This is a genomic window from Streptomyces sp. NPDC088553 (assembly GCF_044752965.1).
Lineage (GTDB): Bacteria > Actinomycetota > Actinomycetes > Streptomycetales > Streptomycetaceae > Streptomyces.
The window spans coordinates 372,513-388,801 of sequence record NZ_JBIVMG010000006.1; the positions used below are offsets into that span (position 1 = coordinate 372,513).

Annotated in this window: 12 protein-coding genes; 3 read left to right on the forward strand and 9 right to left on the reverse strand. The window is 73.9% G+C overall.

The features are described 5' to 3' along the window. Nucleotides 1-26 precede the first annotated feature (26 nt). A complete protein-coding gene (locus ACIP8Z_RS22300) occupies nucleotides 27-683 on the forward strand; it encodes a response regulator transcription factor (RefSeq protein ID WP_319315609.1) in 657 nt (218 codons plus the stop codon). Then, on the forward strand, nucleotides 680-1,843 hold the full coding sequence (locus ACIP8Z_RS22305; protein ID WP_402085930.1) for a sensor histidine kinase: 1,164 nt from the start codon (nucleotides 680-682) through the stop codon (nucleotides 1,841-1,843). Before ACIP8Z_RS22300 ends, ACIP8Z_RS22305 begins: the two co-directional genes overlap by 4 nt. A 7-nt stretch (nucleotides 1,844-1,850) precedes the next feature. Here the strand turns inward: ACIP8Z_RS22305 and ACIP8Z_RS22310 are convergent, their stop codons facing one another. From ACIP8Z_RS22310 to ACIP8Z_RS22320, 3 genes are all read right to left on the reverse strand, one after another. Next, the gene (locus tag ACIP8Z_RS22310; protein ID WP_402085931.1) at nucleotides 1,851-3,554 is read right to left on the reverse strand and encodes a methyltransferase; all 1,704 of its coding nucleotides are present in this window, start codon (nucleotides 3,552-3,554) and stop codon (nucleotides 1,851-1,853) included. A gap of 152 nt (nucleotides 3,555-3,706) precedes the next feature. Beyond that, entirely contained in the window at nucleotides 3,707-4,894 is a 1,188-nt protein-coding gene (locus tag ACIP8Z_RS22315) for a 4-hydroxybenzoate 3-monooxygenase (protein ID WP_402085934.1), read from the reverse strand. Between the two features lie 223 nt (nucleotides 4,895-5,117). Further along, the gene (locus ACIP8Z_RS22320; protein ID WP_402085936.1) at nucleotides 5,118-7,175 is read right to left on the reverse strand and encodes a VWA domain-containing protein; all 2,058 of its coding nucleotides are present in this window, start codon (nucleotides 7,173-7,175) and stop codon (nucleotides 5,118-5,120) included. 257 nt (nucleotides 7,176-7,432) lie between these two features. On the opposite strand from ACIP8Z_RS22320, the gene ACIP8Z_RS22325 reads away from it, so the two are divergent. Continuing rightward, complete coding sequence (locus tag ACIP8Z_RS22325) at nucleotides 7,433-9,505, forward strand: PhoX family protein (RefSeq protein ID WP_402086526.1); 2,073 nt, start codon at nucleotides 7,433-7,435, stop codon at nucleotides 9,503-9,505. Nucleotides 9,506-9,546: 41 nt separating this feature from the next. On the opposite strand, the gene ACIP8Z_RS22330 is transcribed toward ACIP8Z_RS22325, so the two are convergent. The 6 genes from ACIP8Z_RS22330 to ACIP8Z_RS22355 form a co-directional block, all read right to left on the reverse strand. Beyond that, a complete protein-coding gene (locus tag ACIP8Z_RS22330) occupies nucleotides 9,547-10,536 on the reverse strand; it encodes a hypothetical protein (RefSeq protein ID WP_030323755.1) in 990 nt (329 codons plus the stop codon). A gap of 92 nt (nucleotides 10,537-10,628) precedes the next feature. Next, complete coding sequence (locus ACIP8Z_RS22335) at nucleotides 10,629-12,104, reverse strand: APC family permease (RefSeq protein WP_402085938.1); 1,476 nt, start codon at nucleotides 12,102-12,104, stop codon at nucleotides 10,629-10,631. A 197-nt stretch (nucleotides 12,105-12,301) separates the two neighbouring features. After that, a complete protein-coding gene (locus ACIP8Z_RS22340) occupies nucleotides 12,302-14,251 on the reverse strand; it encodes an FUSC family protein (RefSeq protein WP_402085940.1) in 1,950 nt (649 codons plus the stop codon). A 217-nt stretch (nucleotides 14,252-14,468) separates the two neighbouring features. Then, nucleotides 14,469-14,705 (reverse strand): DUF2630 family protein, encoded by a 237-nt coding sequence (locus ACIP8Z_RS22345; protein ID WP_319315630.1) that lies wholly within the window; start codon nucleotides 14,703-14,705, stop codon nucleotides 14,469-14,471. A gap of 18 nt (nucleotides 14,706-14,723) precedes the next feature. Further along, a complete protein-coding gene (locus ACIP8Z_RS22350; RefSeq protein WP_402085943.1) occupies nucleotides 14,724-15,836 on the reverse strand; it encodes an endonuclease/exonuclease/phosphatase family protein in 1,113 nt (370 codons plus the stop codon). A 4-nt stretch (nucleotides 15,837-15,840) separates the two neighbouring features. After that, nucleotides 15,841-16,275, reverse strand: a complete 435-nt coding sequence (locus ACIP8Z_RS22355; RefSeq protein WP_402085946.1) for a hypothetical protein — start codon at nucleotides 16,273-16,275, stop codon at nucleotides 15,841-15,843. Between the last annotated feature and the right edge of the window lie 14 nt (nucleotides 16,276-16,289).

Sequence of the window (16,289 nt, forward strand, 5' to 3'; positions counted from 1 at the left end):
GGCCGGGCACGAGGAGGATGGAGGTCATGCGTGTACTGGTAGCCGAGGACGAACGCCCCCTCGCCGAGCTCGTCGCCACCGGACTGCGGCGCGCCGGCTTCGCCGTCGACACCGTCCACAGCGGCGACGCCGCCCTCGACCACCTCGGGCTCCACCCGTACGACGTCCTCGTCCTCGACCGCGACCTGCCGCGCGTCCATGGCGACGACGTCGCCCGCCGCCTCGTCGCCGAGGGCTCCCCGACCCGCATCCTCATGCTGACCGCCGCGACCGCCACCGAGGACCGCGTCACCGGCCTCGACCTGGGCGCCGACGACTACCTCGGCAAGCCCTTCGAGTTCCCCGAGCTGGTCTCCCGGGTCCGCGCCCTGCGGCGCCGCTCCGCCCGCGCGCCCCTGCCTCCGCTCCTGGAGCGGTACGGGCTCCGCATGGACACCGTGCGGCGGACCGCCACCCGCGACGGGCGGGACCTTGACCTCTCCCCCAAGGAGTTCTCCGTCCTCCAGATCCTCCTGGAGGGCGACGGGGCCGCCGTCTCCGCCGAGGAGCTCCTCGACCGCGCCTGGGACGCCCACGCCGACCCCTTCACCGGTGCCGTACGCGTCTGCATGAGCAAGCTGCGCGCGAAGCTCGGCGAGCCGGCGCTGATCAGGACGGTGCAGGGCGTGGGGTACCAGCTGTGAGGCCGGGCGGCGACGCGGGCTACCTGGGGTCCGGCTCCACCATCCGGACGCGGATCGCGCTCGTGTACGGGGGTGTCTTCCTGGTCCTCGGCACGGTGCTGCTGCTCGTCGTGAACCTGCTCGTCCTCGCCGGGACGGACGACGAGACCGACGCGATCGTGGCACGCGCCAACGGGGCCGTGACCGGGACCGGGGCGGCGGCGAACGGGGTCGCCGTCGTCGAGGCGTACGAGCTGGGGGACGACATCAGCCGCGCCGCCGGCGAGCAGATGCTCATGTGGTCGAGCCTCGCCCTGCTCGTCATGGCCTGCTGCGCCGTCGTCGTGGGGTGGTGGATCGCCGGCCGCGTGCTCCGGCCCGTGCACGAGATGACCGCCCGCGCCGCCCGCCTCTCCGAACGCAACCTGCACGACCGGATCGCCGTCACCGGACCCGATGACGAGCTCAAGGAACTCGGCGACACCATCGACGCGCTGCTCGGCCGCCTGGAGACCGCCTTCGACAGCCAGCGCCGGTTCATCGCCAACGCCTCCCACGAGCTCCGCACCCCGCTCGCCACCCAGCGCGTCGCGATCCAGGTCGGTCTCGACGACGACTGCGACGTACGGCAGGTGCTCCTCGACGCCAACCGTCGCAGCGAACGCCTCATCGACGGTCTGCTGCTGCTCGCCCGCAGCGAGCGGGGGCTCGCCGAACGCGAGGACGTGCGGCTCGGGGAGCTCGCGGAGGAGGAGTGGGCGGACGCGTCCGTGGTGGCCGGCGGCGGTGTCGTACGGGGCAGCCGGGTGCTGCTCGGGCAGCTCGTACGGAATCTCGTCGCGAACGCGGTCGCCTACAACGTGCCGGACGGCACGGTCGACGTACGGGCCGAGGGAGGGGTGCTCACGGTGACCAACACGGGACCGGTCGTCCCGCCCGACGAGGTGGCCGGGCTCTTCGAACCCTTCCGGCGCGGCGAGGGGCGGGACCGGATGGGGCCGGGCGCGGGGCTCGGCCTGTCCATCGTGCGGTCGATCGCGGAGGCGCACGGAGGGCGGGTGCGGGCGGTGGCCCGGGGCGCGGGGGAGGGCGGCGGCCTGGTGGTGACGGTGACCCTGCCGGTCACCGCCACCTCCGCCGTTTCCCCCGCCGCGTCTCCCGCCGGCCCCTTCGCTCCCTGAGCCGCCCCTACCGCCGACGGGCGTGCAGCACGTGGGCCTCCAGCGGCAGCGGGCTGTGGCCGACGAGGGCGAGTCCGGCGTCGGCGAGCAGCCGGGCGTACGCGGCGGCCGTGCGCTCCCGCCCTCCCGTGTTGCACATCATGTGGAGGTCCCACGCCGTCGCCAGCGAAGGCGAGGGGTCCACGGGCAGGAGGCGCTCCACGATCAGGAGGTCGGCCTCCGGCGGCATCGCGGCCGCGCAGTGGCGCAGGATCGCCCGGCACCGCTCGTCGTCCCAGTCGTGCAGGACCCGGGAGAGCACGTACACGTCCCCGTCCGCCGGTACGTCCGCGAAGTCGCCGGTCAGGAAGGCGCACCGCTCCGCCACGGTGCCGAGCCGGGCGCGGGCCGCCTCGACCACGTGGGCGCGTTCGAGGAGGACCCCGCGCAGAGTGGGGTGCGCGGTGAGGAGACGCCCGAGGAGTTCTCCGGTGCCTCCGGCGATGTCCACGACGGTACGGCCGCCGGGGGCGGCGGCCGCCGCCGTGACGACAGGGTGCCGCGGCAGCGGGTCGAACATCGGGGCGCTCGCCGTCATGGACCGGTCGAACCGGGCGGCGAGCTCGGGGTCGTGGGCGAAGTGGTCGAAGTGGTTCTCGCCGTACCGGTCCTCGAACCCCGGCTCTCCCGTCCGCACGGTGTGCGTGAGCCGGGCGAAGGACTCGTAGAACGGCCCCCCGTACATCAGGGCCAGCGACCGCACCGACCCCTCCGCGTCCTCGCGCAGCAGCAGCCCCGCCTCCGTCAGCCGGAACGTGCCGCGCGCGCCGGGCTCCTCGGCCACGACACCCACCATGGCGAGGTACCGGAGCAGCGTCGCCAGGTTCTCCGGCCGGGCCCCCACCACCGGTGCCAGCTCCTCGGCCCCGCGCGCGGTGGACGGGCTCATCGCCTCCGGCAGCCGCAGCTCCGCGCACGCCGCAAGGGCCTGCGTCGTCCAGGCGCCGGTCAGCAGGCGAAGGAGCGTTTCCGCCGGATGCGCGGTTCGCCGCTCGTCGAGGTGCTCGGCCAGGACGTCCCGGTGGTCACCGCGCGCGTACAGCTCCACTCGCCGGTAGGGCGTCTTCGTCTCGTCGGGCGCGGCGAAGTAGAAGACGGTCCCGTCCTCGTGCGGGTTGTAACCGCCGCCGTCCGGCGCCGCGCCGTGCCGCAGGAAGCCGGCGCGCAGCCCGCGCAGCACCAGGGGGTCGGGCCGCTCGACGTCGAAGGCCAGATGCGCCTCCCGGTCCGCGGCCCGCTCCTCGGCGGCGATCGTCGCCGCCGATCCCGCCGATCCTGTCGGGGCCGTCAGCGCGAACACCTCCACCGCACGCCCCTCGCCGCCCGGCCCGTACACCGCCGGGCGGAGGATCCGGACGTCCAGCTCCCCCGCGTACCCCAGCCCGTGCCGTGCCGCCAGCCGCTCCCGCACCACCACGCTCGGCCGCGCCTCGCCGTCCGGGGACAGTCCGGCGGCGGCCAGCTCCGCCCGGAGGGCTCGTTCGCCGGGCGGGAAGACAAGCAGCGCGGCGTGCGCGAACCGGCAGCGTTCGGTCATCGCCCGCAGCTCGGGGCCGTCGAGTCCGGGCAGGACGCGCGCCAACAGGTCGGGCGTCTCCTGCTCCCGTACGAAATCGGCGGCGGCGCGCAGACGCTCGACGTCGGTGGAGGCCGGGGTGGTGGTGGTCGTCATCGCGGGGGTTCCTTCGGGGAGGGGAAGGGACGGCGGAATGCGGGCAGGGGAGGGCGGAGCCACGGCCCCTGGGGCGGGACCGGGCTCTCCACGGCCGTACGGAAGGAAGGAGGGAGGCAGGCAGGGAGAGAGGAGAGAGGGAGGGCGGACGGTCAGACGCCGACGTAGTTCTCGGCGAACCATTCCTGTTGGGTACGGGAGTTCCGCAGCGCGTCCATCCGGGCACGCCGCAGCCCCTCCTGGAAGGGGGAGGTGCCGCCGTCGGGGCCGGGCACGCGGTGGAGGAGCTGGATCATCCAGTGCGAGAACTCCTGGGCGCGCCAGATGTGGGCGAGGCACCGCGCCGAGTACGCGTCGAGTCCCCCGGAGTCCCCGTGCAGGAGGTCGTCGGCGAGGGCGCGGGCGAGGAGGTCGGCCTCAAGGACGGCGAGGTTGGCCCCCTTCGCGGCCGAGGGGCTGAGCAGGCTCGCGGCGTCACCGACGAGGAACAGCGGTCCGTGGCGCAGCGGTTCGAGGACGTCGGACTCGAAGTCGACCACCGTCCGCTGCAGGATGCTCCCCCGCCTCAGCGGCCCGAACTCGTCGGCCCGCATCCGCAGGCCGAGCTCGTCCCACACCCGCTCGTCGGGCCAGTCGTCCGGCACGGTGCCGCGCGGGCACTGGAGGTAGTACCGGGTGACCTCGGGGGAGCGCGCCATGTGGCCGGCGAATCCCCGGGCGTGCGTGGCGTATCCGACGGCGTCGAGGCTCGGGGGCGCCTCCGCGAGGAGTCCGAGCCAAGAGACCCCGTGGTCGCGGTGGTGGTGCCGTACCGCGCCGGGCGGCAGCGCGCGGCGCCCCGCTCCGTACCGTCCGTCGCAGGCGGCGACGTACCGCGCCCGCCAGTGCGCGGTACGGCCGTCCGGCTCCCGCACGGCCACCGAGGGGCGCGGCCCGTCGAGGCCGGTCACGTCGACGGCCTCGGTGTCGAAGCGGATCCGTCCGCCGGCCCCGAGGAAGAGCCGGACGAGATCGGTGACCAGGTCGTGCTGCGGATAGACGGTGTGCGGCTCGCCCTTGCCCAGCCGGCCGTAGTCGAGGCGGAACCGTCCGTCCTCGGTGCGGAACTCGCAGACGGCGTGCTCCTGCCCGCGCTTCCGCAGCCCCTCGTCGAGGCCGTGCCGGGCCAGGACCCGCGCGGTGTGCGGGGCGAGGAAACCGGCCCGCGCCCGCTGCTGCACGTGCTCGCGGCTCGCCCGCTCCAGGACGACGCAGTCGACGCCGTCGCGGAGGAGGAGGTTTCCGAGCACCAGCCCGGCGGGGCCCGCGCCGAGGATGACCACATCGGCGGAGCGGGTCATGTCCGGCGCGGATAAAGGACGTTGACTCTCTGTCACGAGAGTGGATCTTAGGGGTGGCGAAACTCAGCGGATGCTGAATATCACCCGAATGCCGCACGGGAAGAGAAAAAGGATTCTGCCGGGGGCTCACGCGCGCGGACTCACGCGCGCGGACTCACGCCCGCGGGCCGGGTCCGGGAAGATCCCGGACCCGGCCCGCGCCGTGGAACTCCTTCTCGGACCCTCAGAACTCCAGGCCCGCGAGCAGGCCGGCGTAGAAGGCCGCGTGCGCGGTCTCGGCCGGGGACGTGCCCGCGAAGTACGTGCCGGTACGGGGAGTGCCGTCGAGCTTGCGGACGAAGTCGAAGGCCTTGTTGTCCTCCTCGCCCCAGGCCACGAACCGCCAGTGCAGCGGACGCTCCGCCGCCTCGGCCAGGGCCGCGGTGGCGGCGGTCTTCGACTCGGGCGCGCCGTCCGTCTGGAAGACGACCAGGGCGGTACGGGTCGGGTCGGCCTTCTCGTGGTGGGCGAGGACCTCTTCCACGGCGCGGTGGTAGTTGGTCCGGCCCAGGCGGCCGAGGGTGGAGTTGACCTCGTCGATACGGGTCGGCGTGAGGCCGGCCGGGGTCAGCTCGACCGTCCCGTCGATGTCCGTCGAGAAGAACACGGTCGTGACGGTGGCGTCCTCGTCGAGGTGCGCCGCGAGCGCGGTCACCTGCTCGGCGAGCCGCTGCACGGACCCGTCCTTGAAGTACCCGCGCATCGAGCCGGAGCGGTCGACCACGAGGTACACGGCGGCCCGGGCCCCGGCGAGCCCCTGCGCCTCCAGCTGCGCGGCGGCGGCGGCGTGGGCGTCGGCCAGGTGCGCGGGAAGGCCGCCGCCGGAGGCCGGGACGGCGACGGTCGCGTCCGGCGCGGTGACGGTGGCTGCGGGCTCCACCTCGGCCGCGGCGGTGACGAACTCCGGCTCGGGCGCGAGCGCCTCGCCGGCCTGCGGCTCGGCGGCAACGGCCTCGGCCTCGTCGGCCTGCGGCTCGGTCGGCTCGGCCTGGGGCTCCTCGGCGGCTTCCGCGGCCGGGGTCGTGTCGTCGGCGACGACAGCGGCCTCCGGCTCCTCGGCGGCATCAGCGGTGGCATCAGCGGCGGCGGTCGCCTCGGGCTCGGCGGGCTCGTCCGCCTGCGGCTCGGCCGCAAGCGCCTCGGGCTCGGTGCCCTGCTTCTCCGGGGCGGGTTCGGCCTCCGCCGCGGGAACGTCGGTCGCCTCGGCGACGACGGGCTCGGCCTCGGGCTCGGCGGCGGTCCCGTCGGCCTGCGGCTTCGCCGTGACGGCCTCGGGCTCCGCCTGCGGCTCCCCGGCGGACTCTGCCGCCAGGGTCGTGTCGTCGGCGACGACGGCGGCCTCAGGCTCCTCGGCAAGGTCGGCGTCAGCGGCGTCGGTCGCCTGGGCCTCGGGCTCGGCGGCGGGCTCGGCGGCGGGCTCGTCGGCCTGCGGCCCGGCCGTGACGGCCTCGGGCTCCGCCTGCGGCTCCCCGGCGGACTCTGCCGCCGGGGTCGTGTCGTCGGCGACGACGCCGGTCGCCTCGGCGGCGAGGGCCGGCTCCGGCTCCTCCGCCGTGTCGGCGGCCGCGCTCGGCTCGGCCTCGGGCTCGGGCTCGGCCGTGTCGGCAGTCGCGTCGGGCTCGGCGGCGACGGTCGTGCTCGCCTCCGGCTCCACCCCGTCGGCCTCGGCCTGCGGCTCGGTCGGCTCCTCGGCCACCGGCGCCTCCACCGACTCCACGGCCTGGGGCTCGGCCGCCTCCGTGGACGCGGTCTCCGCCTCGGGCTCGGCGTCGGCCGCCGCCTCCGGCTCCGCCGGGGCTTCGGCATCCGTCGACTCGACGTCCGCCTCGACCGGCGCGGCGGCAGGCGCCTCAGCCTCGGCCGTCACCTCCACCTCGGCGGCAGGCGTCTCCGCAGCGGCGGGCGCCGCCGGCTTCTCCGGCGCGGGCGACGGCGTCTTCGCCCGGGCCCGCGGGATCTGCGGGTTGTCGAACGACGCCGCCACCAGGTCGTCCGCCGCCTGGCGGGCCACCGCCTCCGAGGTGTCCGACGACCCGGACCCGGACGACGCCGTCGACCTGGCCGGGACCGTCGCCGCGGCCGAAGTGGTGACCGTCGCCTCAGCCGTGACCGTCTCCGAGGGCGAAGCCGTCGCCGTCTCCGTCGACGTGGTCTCACGCGTCTGGGGCGGGACGACGGAGGTCGCCGGGGATTCCTCGCGGTCTCGGCCGAACACCTTGCGCAGCATGCTCCGAATACCCATGGGCGAACCCTTTCGCATGAGTGGGGTGCGTGTGAATGTCCGTACTGGGTGTTTCGGGACGTTCATCCCTGGCCAGGGCGGACACGTAAGGTTAGCGGCCACTCCTCCCCTCCTCGGCGACCCGGTCGCCCCCGGTTGCCGTGCATTCATTCGTCGTTCACCCCGTCGCCGTCCCTGTGCAGATGTGCGCACATAGCGTCGCCGCCGAAGGTTTACCCGACACCATGTCGGCGCAGCGTGCGCCGGAGGAGGACGAAGTGCGCAAACTGCTGCCGCTGCTGAGCACGAACCCCCACGGAGGCGGACGTTCCGCTCTCACCTGCCGTTACCGCTGTGGTGACGCCTGCTTCCACGAGGTTCCCAACACCAGCGACAACGAGTACGCCGGCGACGTCATAGCCGGTGTCCTCTCACGCCGTTCGGCCCTCCGTGCCGCCGCCGTCGTGACGGTCGCCTCCGCCGCCGGCGGCGCCATCGCGTTCGGCAACGCGCCCGAGGCCGTCGCCGGCCCGGAGACCTTCGGCCCCGGTCACGGTCACGGCCACGGCTCCGGCAAGGTCGACGGCGCCCGCGGTCTCCGCTTCACCCCCGTCGCGCCCAACACCGCCGACAAGGTGACCGTGCCGTCCGGCTACGCGCAGAACGTGGTCATCCGCTGGGGCGAGCCCATCCTCCGCGGCGCCCCGGCCTTCGACTCCGAGAAGCAGACGGCGAAGGCCCAGGCCGGCCAGTTCGGCTACAACAACGACTTCCTCTCCCTGCTGCCGCTGCGCGGGGAGCACGACCGCCAGGTCCTCGTCGCGAACCACGAGTACACCGACGAAGTCCTGATGTTCCGCAACTACGACGCCGCGAACCCGACCCGCGAGCAGGTCGAGATCGCCTGGGCCGCGCACGGCCTCTCGGTCGTCGTCGTCCAGGAGGAGCACCGCACGGGCAAGCTCACCCCGGTCTCCCGCCACCACCTCAACCGCCGCCTCCACACGACGAGCGAGTTCGAGGTCACCGGCCCCGCCGCCGGCAGCGCCCTGCTGAGGACCTCCGCCGACCCCGAGGGCCGTACCGTCCTCGGCACGCTCAACAACTGCGCCGGCGGCACCACCCCGTGGGGCACCACCCTCCACGGCGAGGAGAACTTCAACCAGTACTTCGCCAACGGCTCCAGCGCCACCGACAAGCGCTACGGCGTCGGCACCGGTGCCACCGAGCGCAAGTGGGAGCGGTTCGACAAGCGCTTCGACCTCAAGCAGGAGCCCAACGAGGTCCACCGCTTCGGCTGGGTCGTCGAGCTCGACCCGTACGACCCCGACTCCACCCCCCGCAAGCGCACCGCGCTCGGCCGCTTCAAGCACGAGGCCGCGCAGCCCCGCCTGACCGCCGACGGCCGTCCGGTCGTCTACATGGGCGACGACGAGCGGTTCGACTACTTCTACAAGTTCGTCTCCAGCAAGCGGATGAAGAAGGGGAACTCGCGGGCCGCCCGCGAGCACAACCTCACCCTGCTCGACGAGGGCACGCTGTACGTCGCCAAGCTGACCGGTGACTCCCCGGCCGCCGAGATCGACGGCACCGGCAAGCACCCCACCGACGGCGAGTTCGACGGCTCCGGCGTGTGGATCCCGCTCGCCACCGGTGACGTCTCGCACGTCCCCGGCATGACCGCCGAGGAGGTGTACGTCTTCACCCGTCTCGCCGGTGACAAGGTCGGGGCCACGAAGATGGACCGCCCCGAGGACGTCGAGCCGAGCCCCCGCACCGGTCGCGTCTACGTCGCGCTCACCAACAACACCGACCGCGGCAAGGCCGGCAAGGCCGGCGCCGACGAGGCCAACCCGCGCAACCTCAACAAGCACGGGCAGATCCTGGAGCTCGCCGAGAACTGGGACGACCCGTCCTCCGACGGTTTCGCCTGGCGTCTCTTCCTGGTCGCCGGTGACCCGAACGACCCGGCCACCTACTTCGCGGGCTACCCCAAGGAGAAGGTCTCCCAGATCTCCTGCCCGGACAACGTGGCCTTCGACCCGCACGGCAACCTGTGGATCTCCACGGACGGCGCCCAGCTCGGCTCGCACGACGGCCTGTTCGGCGTCGCGACGCAGGGCGAGCGCCGCGGTGAGCTCAAGCAGTTCCTGACCGTGCCCAAGGGCGCCGAGACCTGCGGCCCGATCATCCAGGACCGCCGTGTCCTGGTGGCCGTGCAGCACCCGGGCGAGATCGACGGCGCCTCCGTCGAGAACCCGAAGTCGGAGTGGCCCGACGGACCCGGCAAGATCGTCCGCCCGTCGGTCGTCGCCGTGTGGCGCACGGACGGCCGCGACATCGGCGTCTAGGGCCTGTCCGGCGGATCACGGCCGGGGGGTGGGGTGCTCGCTCACTCCACCCCCAGGCCCTCCCTGAACCGGACGAACTGCTCCTCGGGGTCCCCGGTGTACGCCCATGGCACCCACGCCGCCCGTGCGCCGAGCATCCCGAGGAGCTCCCGGGCGATCTCCACCTGACCCGCGTAACAGGCCGCGTGCACCAGGAAGTTGAGGTCACCCACCTCCTCCGGCGCCACCGGCGCCCCCGGATCGCGGCCGCCGATCCAGCGCGCGTGGGTGCGCCGCAGCTCCGTCACCGCGAGCTCGTGCTTCCAGTGCTGGTCGAAGCCGCGCACCGGGCCCCGGCCGAGCGCCCCGTCCGCGATGTACCGGTACTCCTCCACCCGTGCCACCTGCACGAGCACGGGCAGCGGGGAGCCGGGCGGTGCCACCCCCGCCGCGTCCCGCGCGAAGTCGTACATGCTGCCGTGCGTCCCGTGCCACCGCGCCGACCAGTAGCGCAGCACCTGGATGTGCCCCTCCGTGTTGTACGGGTCCCGGCGCCGCAACTCGTCGAACCAGTGCCGCAGTTCGCGGCGCGGCACCCCGCCCTCGTACAGCCTGGCCACCGACAGCAGCGACACCCACGGCATCGGGTCGGCGGGCGCCGCCTCTGCCGCGCCCCGGCAGGCGTCGACGGCGGCGTCGATCCGGCCCCGCTCGACGGCCGCGCCCCGGCCGGCCGCGATCGCCGCGTCGAAGACCCGCACCACCTCGGTCGCGGCCCGCAGCACGGCCGCGTCGGGGTTGCCCGGCTCGGCGGCCCGCCAGGTCTCCACGGTGGAGCTGCCCGCGGCCGCGTGCGAGAGGAGCCGCAGCCGGTGGGTGCGGCGCGCCCAGTGGTCACCGGTGGCGGCGAGCAGGTCCCGTACGCCCTGCCAGCGGCCGATGACGATGTCGTGGCGCGCCTCGGTCAGGGCGCGGTCCCCGAAGTCCGGGTCGAAGTCGGGCGCGAAGCGCTCCTGACGTGCCGAGCGCGCGGAGCGGCGGCGTACGGCCATCGGGGGCCTCCTTCGGGTTCGGCTGCCGTCAGAAGTGGTGACTCGCTTGTGTTCCCGTGCTCTCGGTTCTGTGCCCTTGGTGATGGCCGGGATCAGAAATCCGTTGCGTAGCTCTTGTCCCTGGTTCCGCTCCGCGCGCGCGTGGCCGGGCCCGAGCCCTCCGCGGCCGCCATCGCGCGGGCCGCGTCCAGACGGGCCGGGCGGTAGTAGTCGCTACCCTTGCGCCAGTACACGACCAGCGGGACGACGCCGAGGAGCAGGCCGCCGAGGCCGATCGTGAGGGCGGTGGTGGAGAGCTCGCCGAGCGATTCGACGAAGGTCCAGAGCATGAACGTGGAGCCGAGCAGCGGCCAGACGCCGCCGAGCAGCAGGTTCCGTACGGAGCGGAGGAGGACCGACTTGTAGGCGACGACGGCGGCGATGCCCGCGAGGCCGTAGTAGAACGCGATCTGGAGCCCGATCGCGGAGACCGCGTCGCGGAGGATCTGCTGCACCGAGCCGGCGGCCGCGGCGGCCGCGAACAGCAGCAGGGCGGCGCCGCCGACGGCGGCGATCGCGACCCACGGGGTGTTCCAGCGGCGGTGCACGGTGCCGAGCGCGGTCGGCAGGGTCCGGTCGCGACCCATCGCGAAGAGCGAGCGGGTGACCTGGAGAAGCGTGGTCTCCAGGGTGGCGACGGTCGACAGCAGGACGGCGACGACGAGGAGTTTGCCGCCGACCCCGGGCCACACCTCCTGGCCGACGACCGCGAGGACGTTGGGTCCCGCGGTGCGGATCTCCTCCGCGCTCAGCAGCACGTTGACGACGACGGTGACGGCGACGAAGAGGAGGAAGACGAAGCCGACGCCGACGAGCGCGGCGAGTCCCGCGGTACGGCGGCTGTTCCGGGTCTCCTCGCTGAGGTTGCTGGTGACGTCCCAGCCCCAGTAGTAGAACGCGGCGATCAGCGCGCCGGCAGCGAAGCCCTGCGTACCGTCGAACTGGCCGAGGCCGAACCAGGACCAGTCGAAGGCGGTGGCCCGCCCGCGGTGCGCCACGGCCGCCAGGATGAAGCCGACCAGGATCAGCATCTCGACCCCGGACATGATCAGTTGGGCGCGCACGGTCAGCCGGGCGCCGCCGAGGACCACGAGCAGCATCATCAGGAACCAGCCTGCGCCGACGGCAGCGGCGAGCGGGGTGCTGTCGGCGAGATCCTGGTCGATCAGGGCGAGCGTGAGGGAACCGGCGGGCAGCGAGCCGGCCACCATGAAAACGGTGGCGGCGAAGACGAGGGCCCAGCCGGACAGGAAGCCGAGGAAGGGGTGGAGGGTGCGGCCCACCCAGGAGTAGCCGGCACCGGCGTTGACGTCGATCCGCCCGAGGCGGGCGTACGCGAGGACGATGCCGAACATCGGTATCGCGCAGTACAGCAGGGCGGCGGGCCCCGCGTAGCCGACGGCTCCGAAGAGCACGGCGGTGGTCGCGGCCAGCGAGTAGGCGGGGGCGCTGCCGGCGACGGCCATCACGATCGTGTCGAAGGTACCGAGGACATTGGGCTGGAGCCCTCTGTTCGTGGTGGTGCGCATGGCGGTGTCCTCGGGGCGCGGGGGGTGAGGCAGGACGAAGTGGCCCGTCCGCCGCGCCGGTTGCCGACGGCGGCGGAGGCGGATCACGGTGAGATCGAGCGCATCGTAGTCGCCCGATCGGCTCCGGGTAACGGCGGTGGGGAGGGTTCCGTTCCGTGACCGCCGGTAAGTCCTCCCGTACGCCCCCGGGGGAAGGTTTACCGCAGGTCGGGACCGGCGATGGCGCGGGCCGCGCTGACCTCCTGGCGGAGCGGTGCGAGGACTCCGTTCTCGTCGCCGGGAAGCGCGCTGCGGACCTCGACCAGGGTGTCCGATTCCCGGATCCCCTGGGCGAGTTCCCGCAGCTCCCGCTCGACGGCGGCGACCTCGTCGGGGTCGGGGTCGGGGGCGCCGTGATCGACCCTGATCCGGGCGGCTGTCGTGGCGTCCACGATCCGCTCGACGGCCACGACGAGCGGCCACCAGGCGGCGGCGCGGGTCCCCGTCGGCGGCGGCTCGGTGAGGGCGCGCTGGAACTCGGAGCGGACGGTGGAGAGATCGCGGTAGAGCTTCCGCCGGGCCCGCAGCCGCCCGCCCTGGTCCTCCTCCCCACCGAACGCGCAGGTCACATAGGCGGCGGTGTCGCCGACGGCGTCCGCGAGCCGGTCGCCGATCCGGGAGTGCCAGGACTCGGGCCAGAGGAGATAGCCGGCGATCAGCGCGATGCCGCAGCCGATCAAGGAGTCGTACAGGCGGGGCATGACGAGGTCGAAGCCCTGCTGGTTGAGGGTGTCGGAGAGCAGCAGGATCACCGGGGTGATGGCCGCCGTCTGGAAGGCGTACCCCTTCGCGGAGAAGGCCGGGATGAGGGCGGCGAGCACGCACATCACGGGGACGTCCCACCAGCCGCGCGGCACCTCGGCGAGCACGAGGGCGGCGAGGAGGAGCCCGGCGGCGGTGCCGAAGGCGCGGAGCACGGCGCGGGAGAAGACCGAGCCGAAGTCGGGCTTCATGACGAAGGTGACGGTGAGCGCCACCCAGTACGAGCGGGGGACGGGGATCAGCGACACGAGGGCCTGTGCGAGCCCGATGCACAGGGCGAGCCGGAGCCCGTACCGCCAGGACGCCTCGGAGAACAGGACGGCGCGGGTGGTCCGGCGGACGCGGACGCGGAGCGCGGCGGGGCGGCCGAGGCGGTCGTCGACGTTGTAGGCGTCGGGCTCGGCCTTGTGGACGACGGTGGCGGCGTACCGCAGGGCGTGGTCGACGGCCTTCTCGGCGGGCCGCTCCGGGGTCGGCAGATCCAGTACGGGTGCCCCCGTGCGGCTCTCCTCGACGGCGTCGGCGAGTTCGCGCACGGCCGCCGGGATCGTGGCGGACAGCGGGCCGTGGAGCTGGGCGCGGAGATGGGCGGCGGGGGCGGCCTCGACGAGCGGGACGGCGACGTTCAGCTGCGCGAGCAGCCGGACGAGGGAGGGCGCGCGGCCGTGCTGGCGGGCGCGCCGGGCCAGCACGAGGTCGTAGGACTGGTTGAGGGAGGCGGTGACGGCCTGCCGCTTCTCGTCGTACGCGGGGGTGCCGGTGGCCTCGTACAGCGCGGCGACGGAACGGTAGGTCGCGGCGACGGCGGACCGCTCGGGCGCGGCGCGGCGGAAGGGCCAGCCGAGCAGGGTGAGGAGCAGCACGAACAGCCCGCCGAGGCCGAGCAGCAGGGGTGCCTTCCACCAGGGGTCGGGCATGGGGAGCCCGGCTCCGACGACGGCGTTGAGGAGCAGGAGCAGCCCGGAGACGGAGGCGACGGCGCCGATCGAGGAGATCATCCCGGAGACCAGCGCGACGAGCGTGAGCACGGCGACGGCGAGCCAGCCGTGCCCGAAGACGAGGGTCCCGAGGGTGACTCCGACGGCGCCGAAGAACTGCGGCACGGCGATGTTGAGGATCCGCATCCGATAGGCGTCGGCGGTGTCGCCGATGACCCCGGAGAGCGCGCCCATGGACACGAGCGCACCGTAGGCCGGCTGCCCGACGGCCAGCCCGACGGCGAGCGGCGCGGACAACGCGACGGCGGCGCGGGCGACGGCGGCCCAGGGGATGGGGGTGGGCGCGGGCTTGAACCCGGCGGTGAGCCAGGCGGGCGGGGTGAGGCGGGTCCCTACGGGTCGTGCCATGCGCCCAACGTACTGTCCGCGCCCCCCACACCCCGCGGCTGCGCCCGCTGTCCGCCGCGTGGGCTGCGCCCGCGACCCCCGCCCACCGCCGTGTGGGCAGTCGTCCCCCCAGACTCCGTCCGGGGGACCTCACGCCCCAGCGGAACAGTTGCCCACAACGCGGGGGTGTGCCCGCGGCGTGGGCGGCGGGGTGGCGGAGGGGGCCCGCAGGGTGGGGTCAGTTGCGGTAGGACTCGACCTCGGTGGCCGGGCGGAGGGTCGCCGTGTCCGGGTCCTCGCCGAATTCCGCCTTGGCCCTCCGCTGCCGCAGCAGGTCCCAGCACTGGTCCAGCCGCACCTCCAGTTCCGACAGCCGGGCCCGTTCCTCCGGAAGGAGGCCGCCCGTGCGCTGCCGTAGGGCGCGTTCCTCCTCGACGAGGGCGCCGATGTCGTCCAGGATCTCCTCGTTCTCCATGTCCTCAAGGGTGGACGATCAGCGCGGCCCGCGCAGGTCGAGATCCGCGAGGACCGCCCGGTGGTCGGAGCCCGGGATGTCCAGGAAGCGGACCTCGCGGACGCTGAAGTCCCTGACCAGGACGTGGTCGATCTGGACGAACGGCGGCAGCGGGCCCTCCGCCGGCCAGGTCGGCGCGCGGCTCCGGTCAGCCCGCCGCGCCGCGTCCTGGAGCCCGCCCGCCGCGAGGATCGCGCGGAACGCCGCGTGGTCCTGCGAGGCGTTGAAGTCGCCCGCGACCAGCATCGGCCCGGTGCGCTGCGTCGCGACGGCGTCCTTCACCCGGCCCAGTTCCCGCTTCCACAGGGACACCTGCCGCGGTACCGGCGGCAGCGGGTGCGCCAGCTGGAGCCGTACCGGCACGCCCGCGATGTCGGCCGTGGCACCGGGCATGCCCATGGCCGCCGGGATCATCCGCCAGTCGGTCAGCGGGTACGAGCTCAGCACGATCGAGCCGGTCGACCCCTCTCCCTCGACGGAGGCGTAGTGGGGGAGCGCGGCGGCGAAGGTCTTCGTGAGGGTGGACCGGCAGGCGCGGTCGCATTCCGACACGAACACGAGCTGGGGGCGTTCCCGCCGCACCAGCTCGACCAACGCCCCCGTCCCCTGCCCGAATTCGACGTTCGCCGCGATGACCTTCACCCGCGCCAGCGGCAGCCCGTACGAGATGACGGTCTGCGGCATGTACGGCACGGTGCTCCAGGCGGTCGCGCCCAGGACCAGGACCGTCACGAAGGTCAGCACGCGGCGCCGGGTCACGGCGGCGAGCAGGAGGGCGAGGGCGGCGGGGACCGTCAGCCAGGGGAGGAACGCGAGGAGTTGGGGGACCGGGGTCACCGCGTCCGTGTCCAGGGCGCGGCAGGCCGTGACCAGGGCCGGTACCACCATGAGCAGCCCCGCGGCCCAGGCCATGACACGGTGCCTGGGCCGCAGGGGCGGCGGCCCGGGGGTCACCCCGGAGGCCGAACCGGGTGTCGGCCCGGAAGGCGATTCGGGCGTCGGCTCGGGGCTCGGCTCCGGGGTCGCGTCGGCGGCGCTGCTGTTCACGGGTTCCGCCGTCTCCCCGTGCTCCGCGGTCTGGACTCGGTCCACCCCGTCAGTGTCGCAGGGCCTGCGCGATCTCCGCCTTCGGTTCGCCCGAGAGCGTCCGATTGCTGCGTGCCGTACCGGTCTTGGACTTCCCGGGTGCCACCGCGTCGATGTCCAGGACGACGGAGTCGAGGAAGTTCCCGTTCCCGTCCCGGAAGATGACCATGATCGTGTAGTCGGCGTTCGCGTCCTTCGGGTTGGTCGCCGTGATCTCGGCGACCGTCCGGTCCCCGTCGGTGCTCGTCGGCCCGGCCTTCACGTCGCCGGTGGCGTTCACCCCGTCCTTGACCTCGTTCATCTTCTCCTCGGCGGCCGAGGCGACGGCCGCCGTGGCGGAGGAGACGATGTCTCCCGCCGTGTCCTTGACGGTGTCGCACCCGGTGACCGTGAGGGCGAGCGCGGTGGTGGCGGCCAGGGAGAGGGCCGCTGCCGTGCGTCTCATCGTCCGCCCGCCCC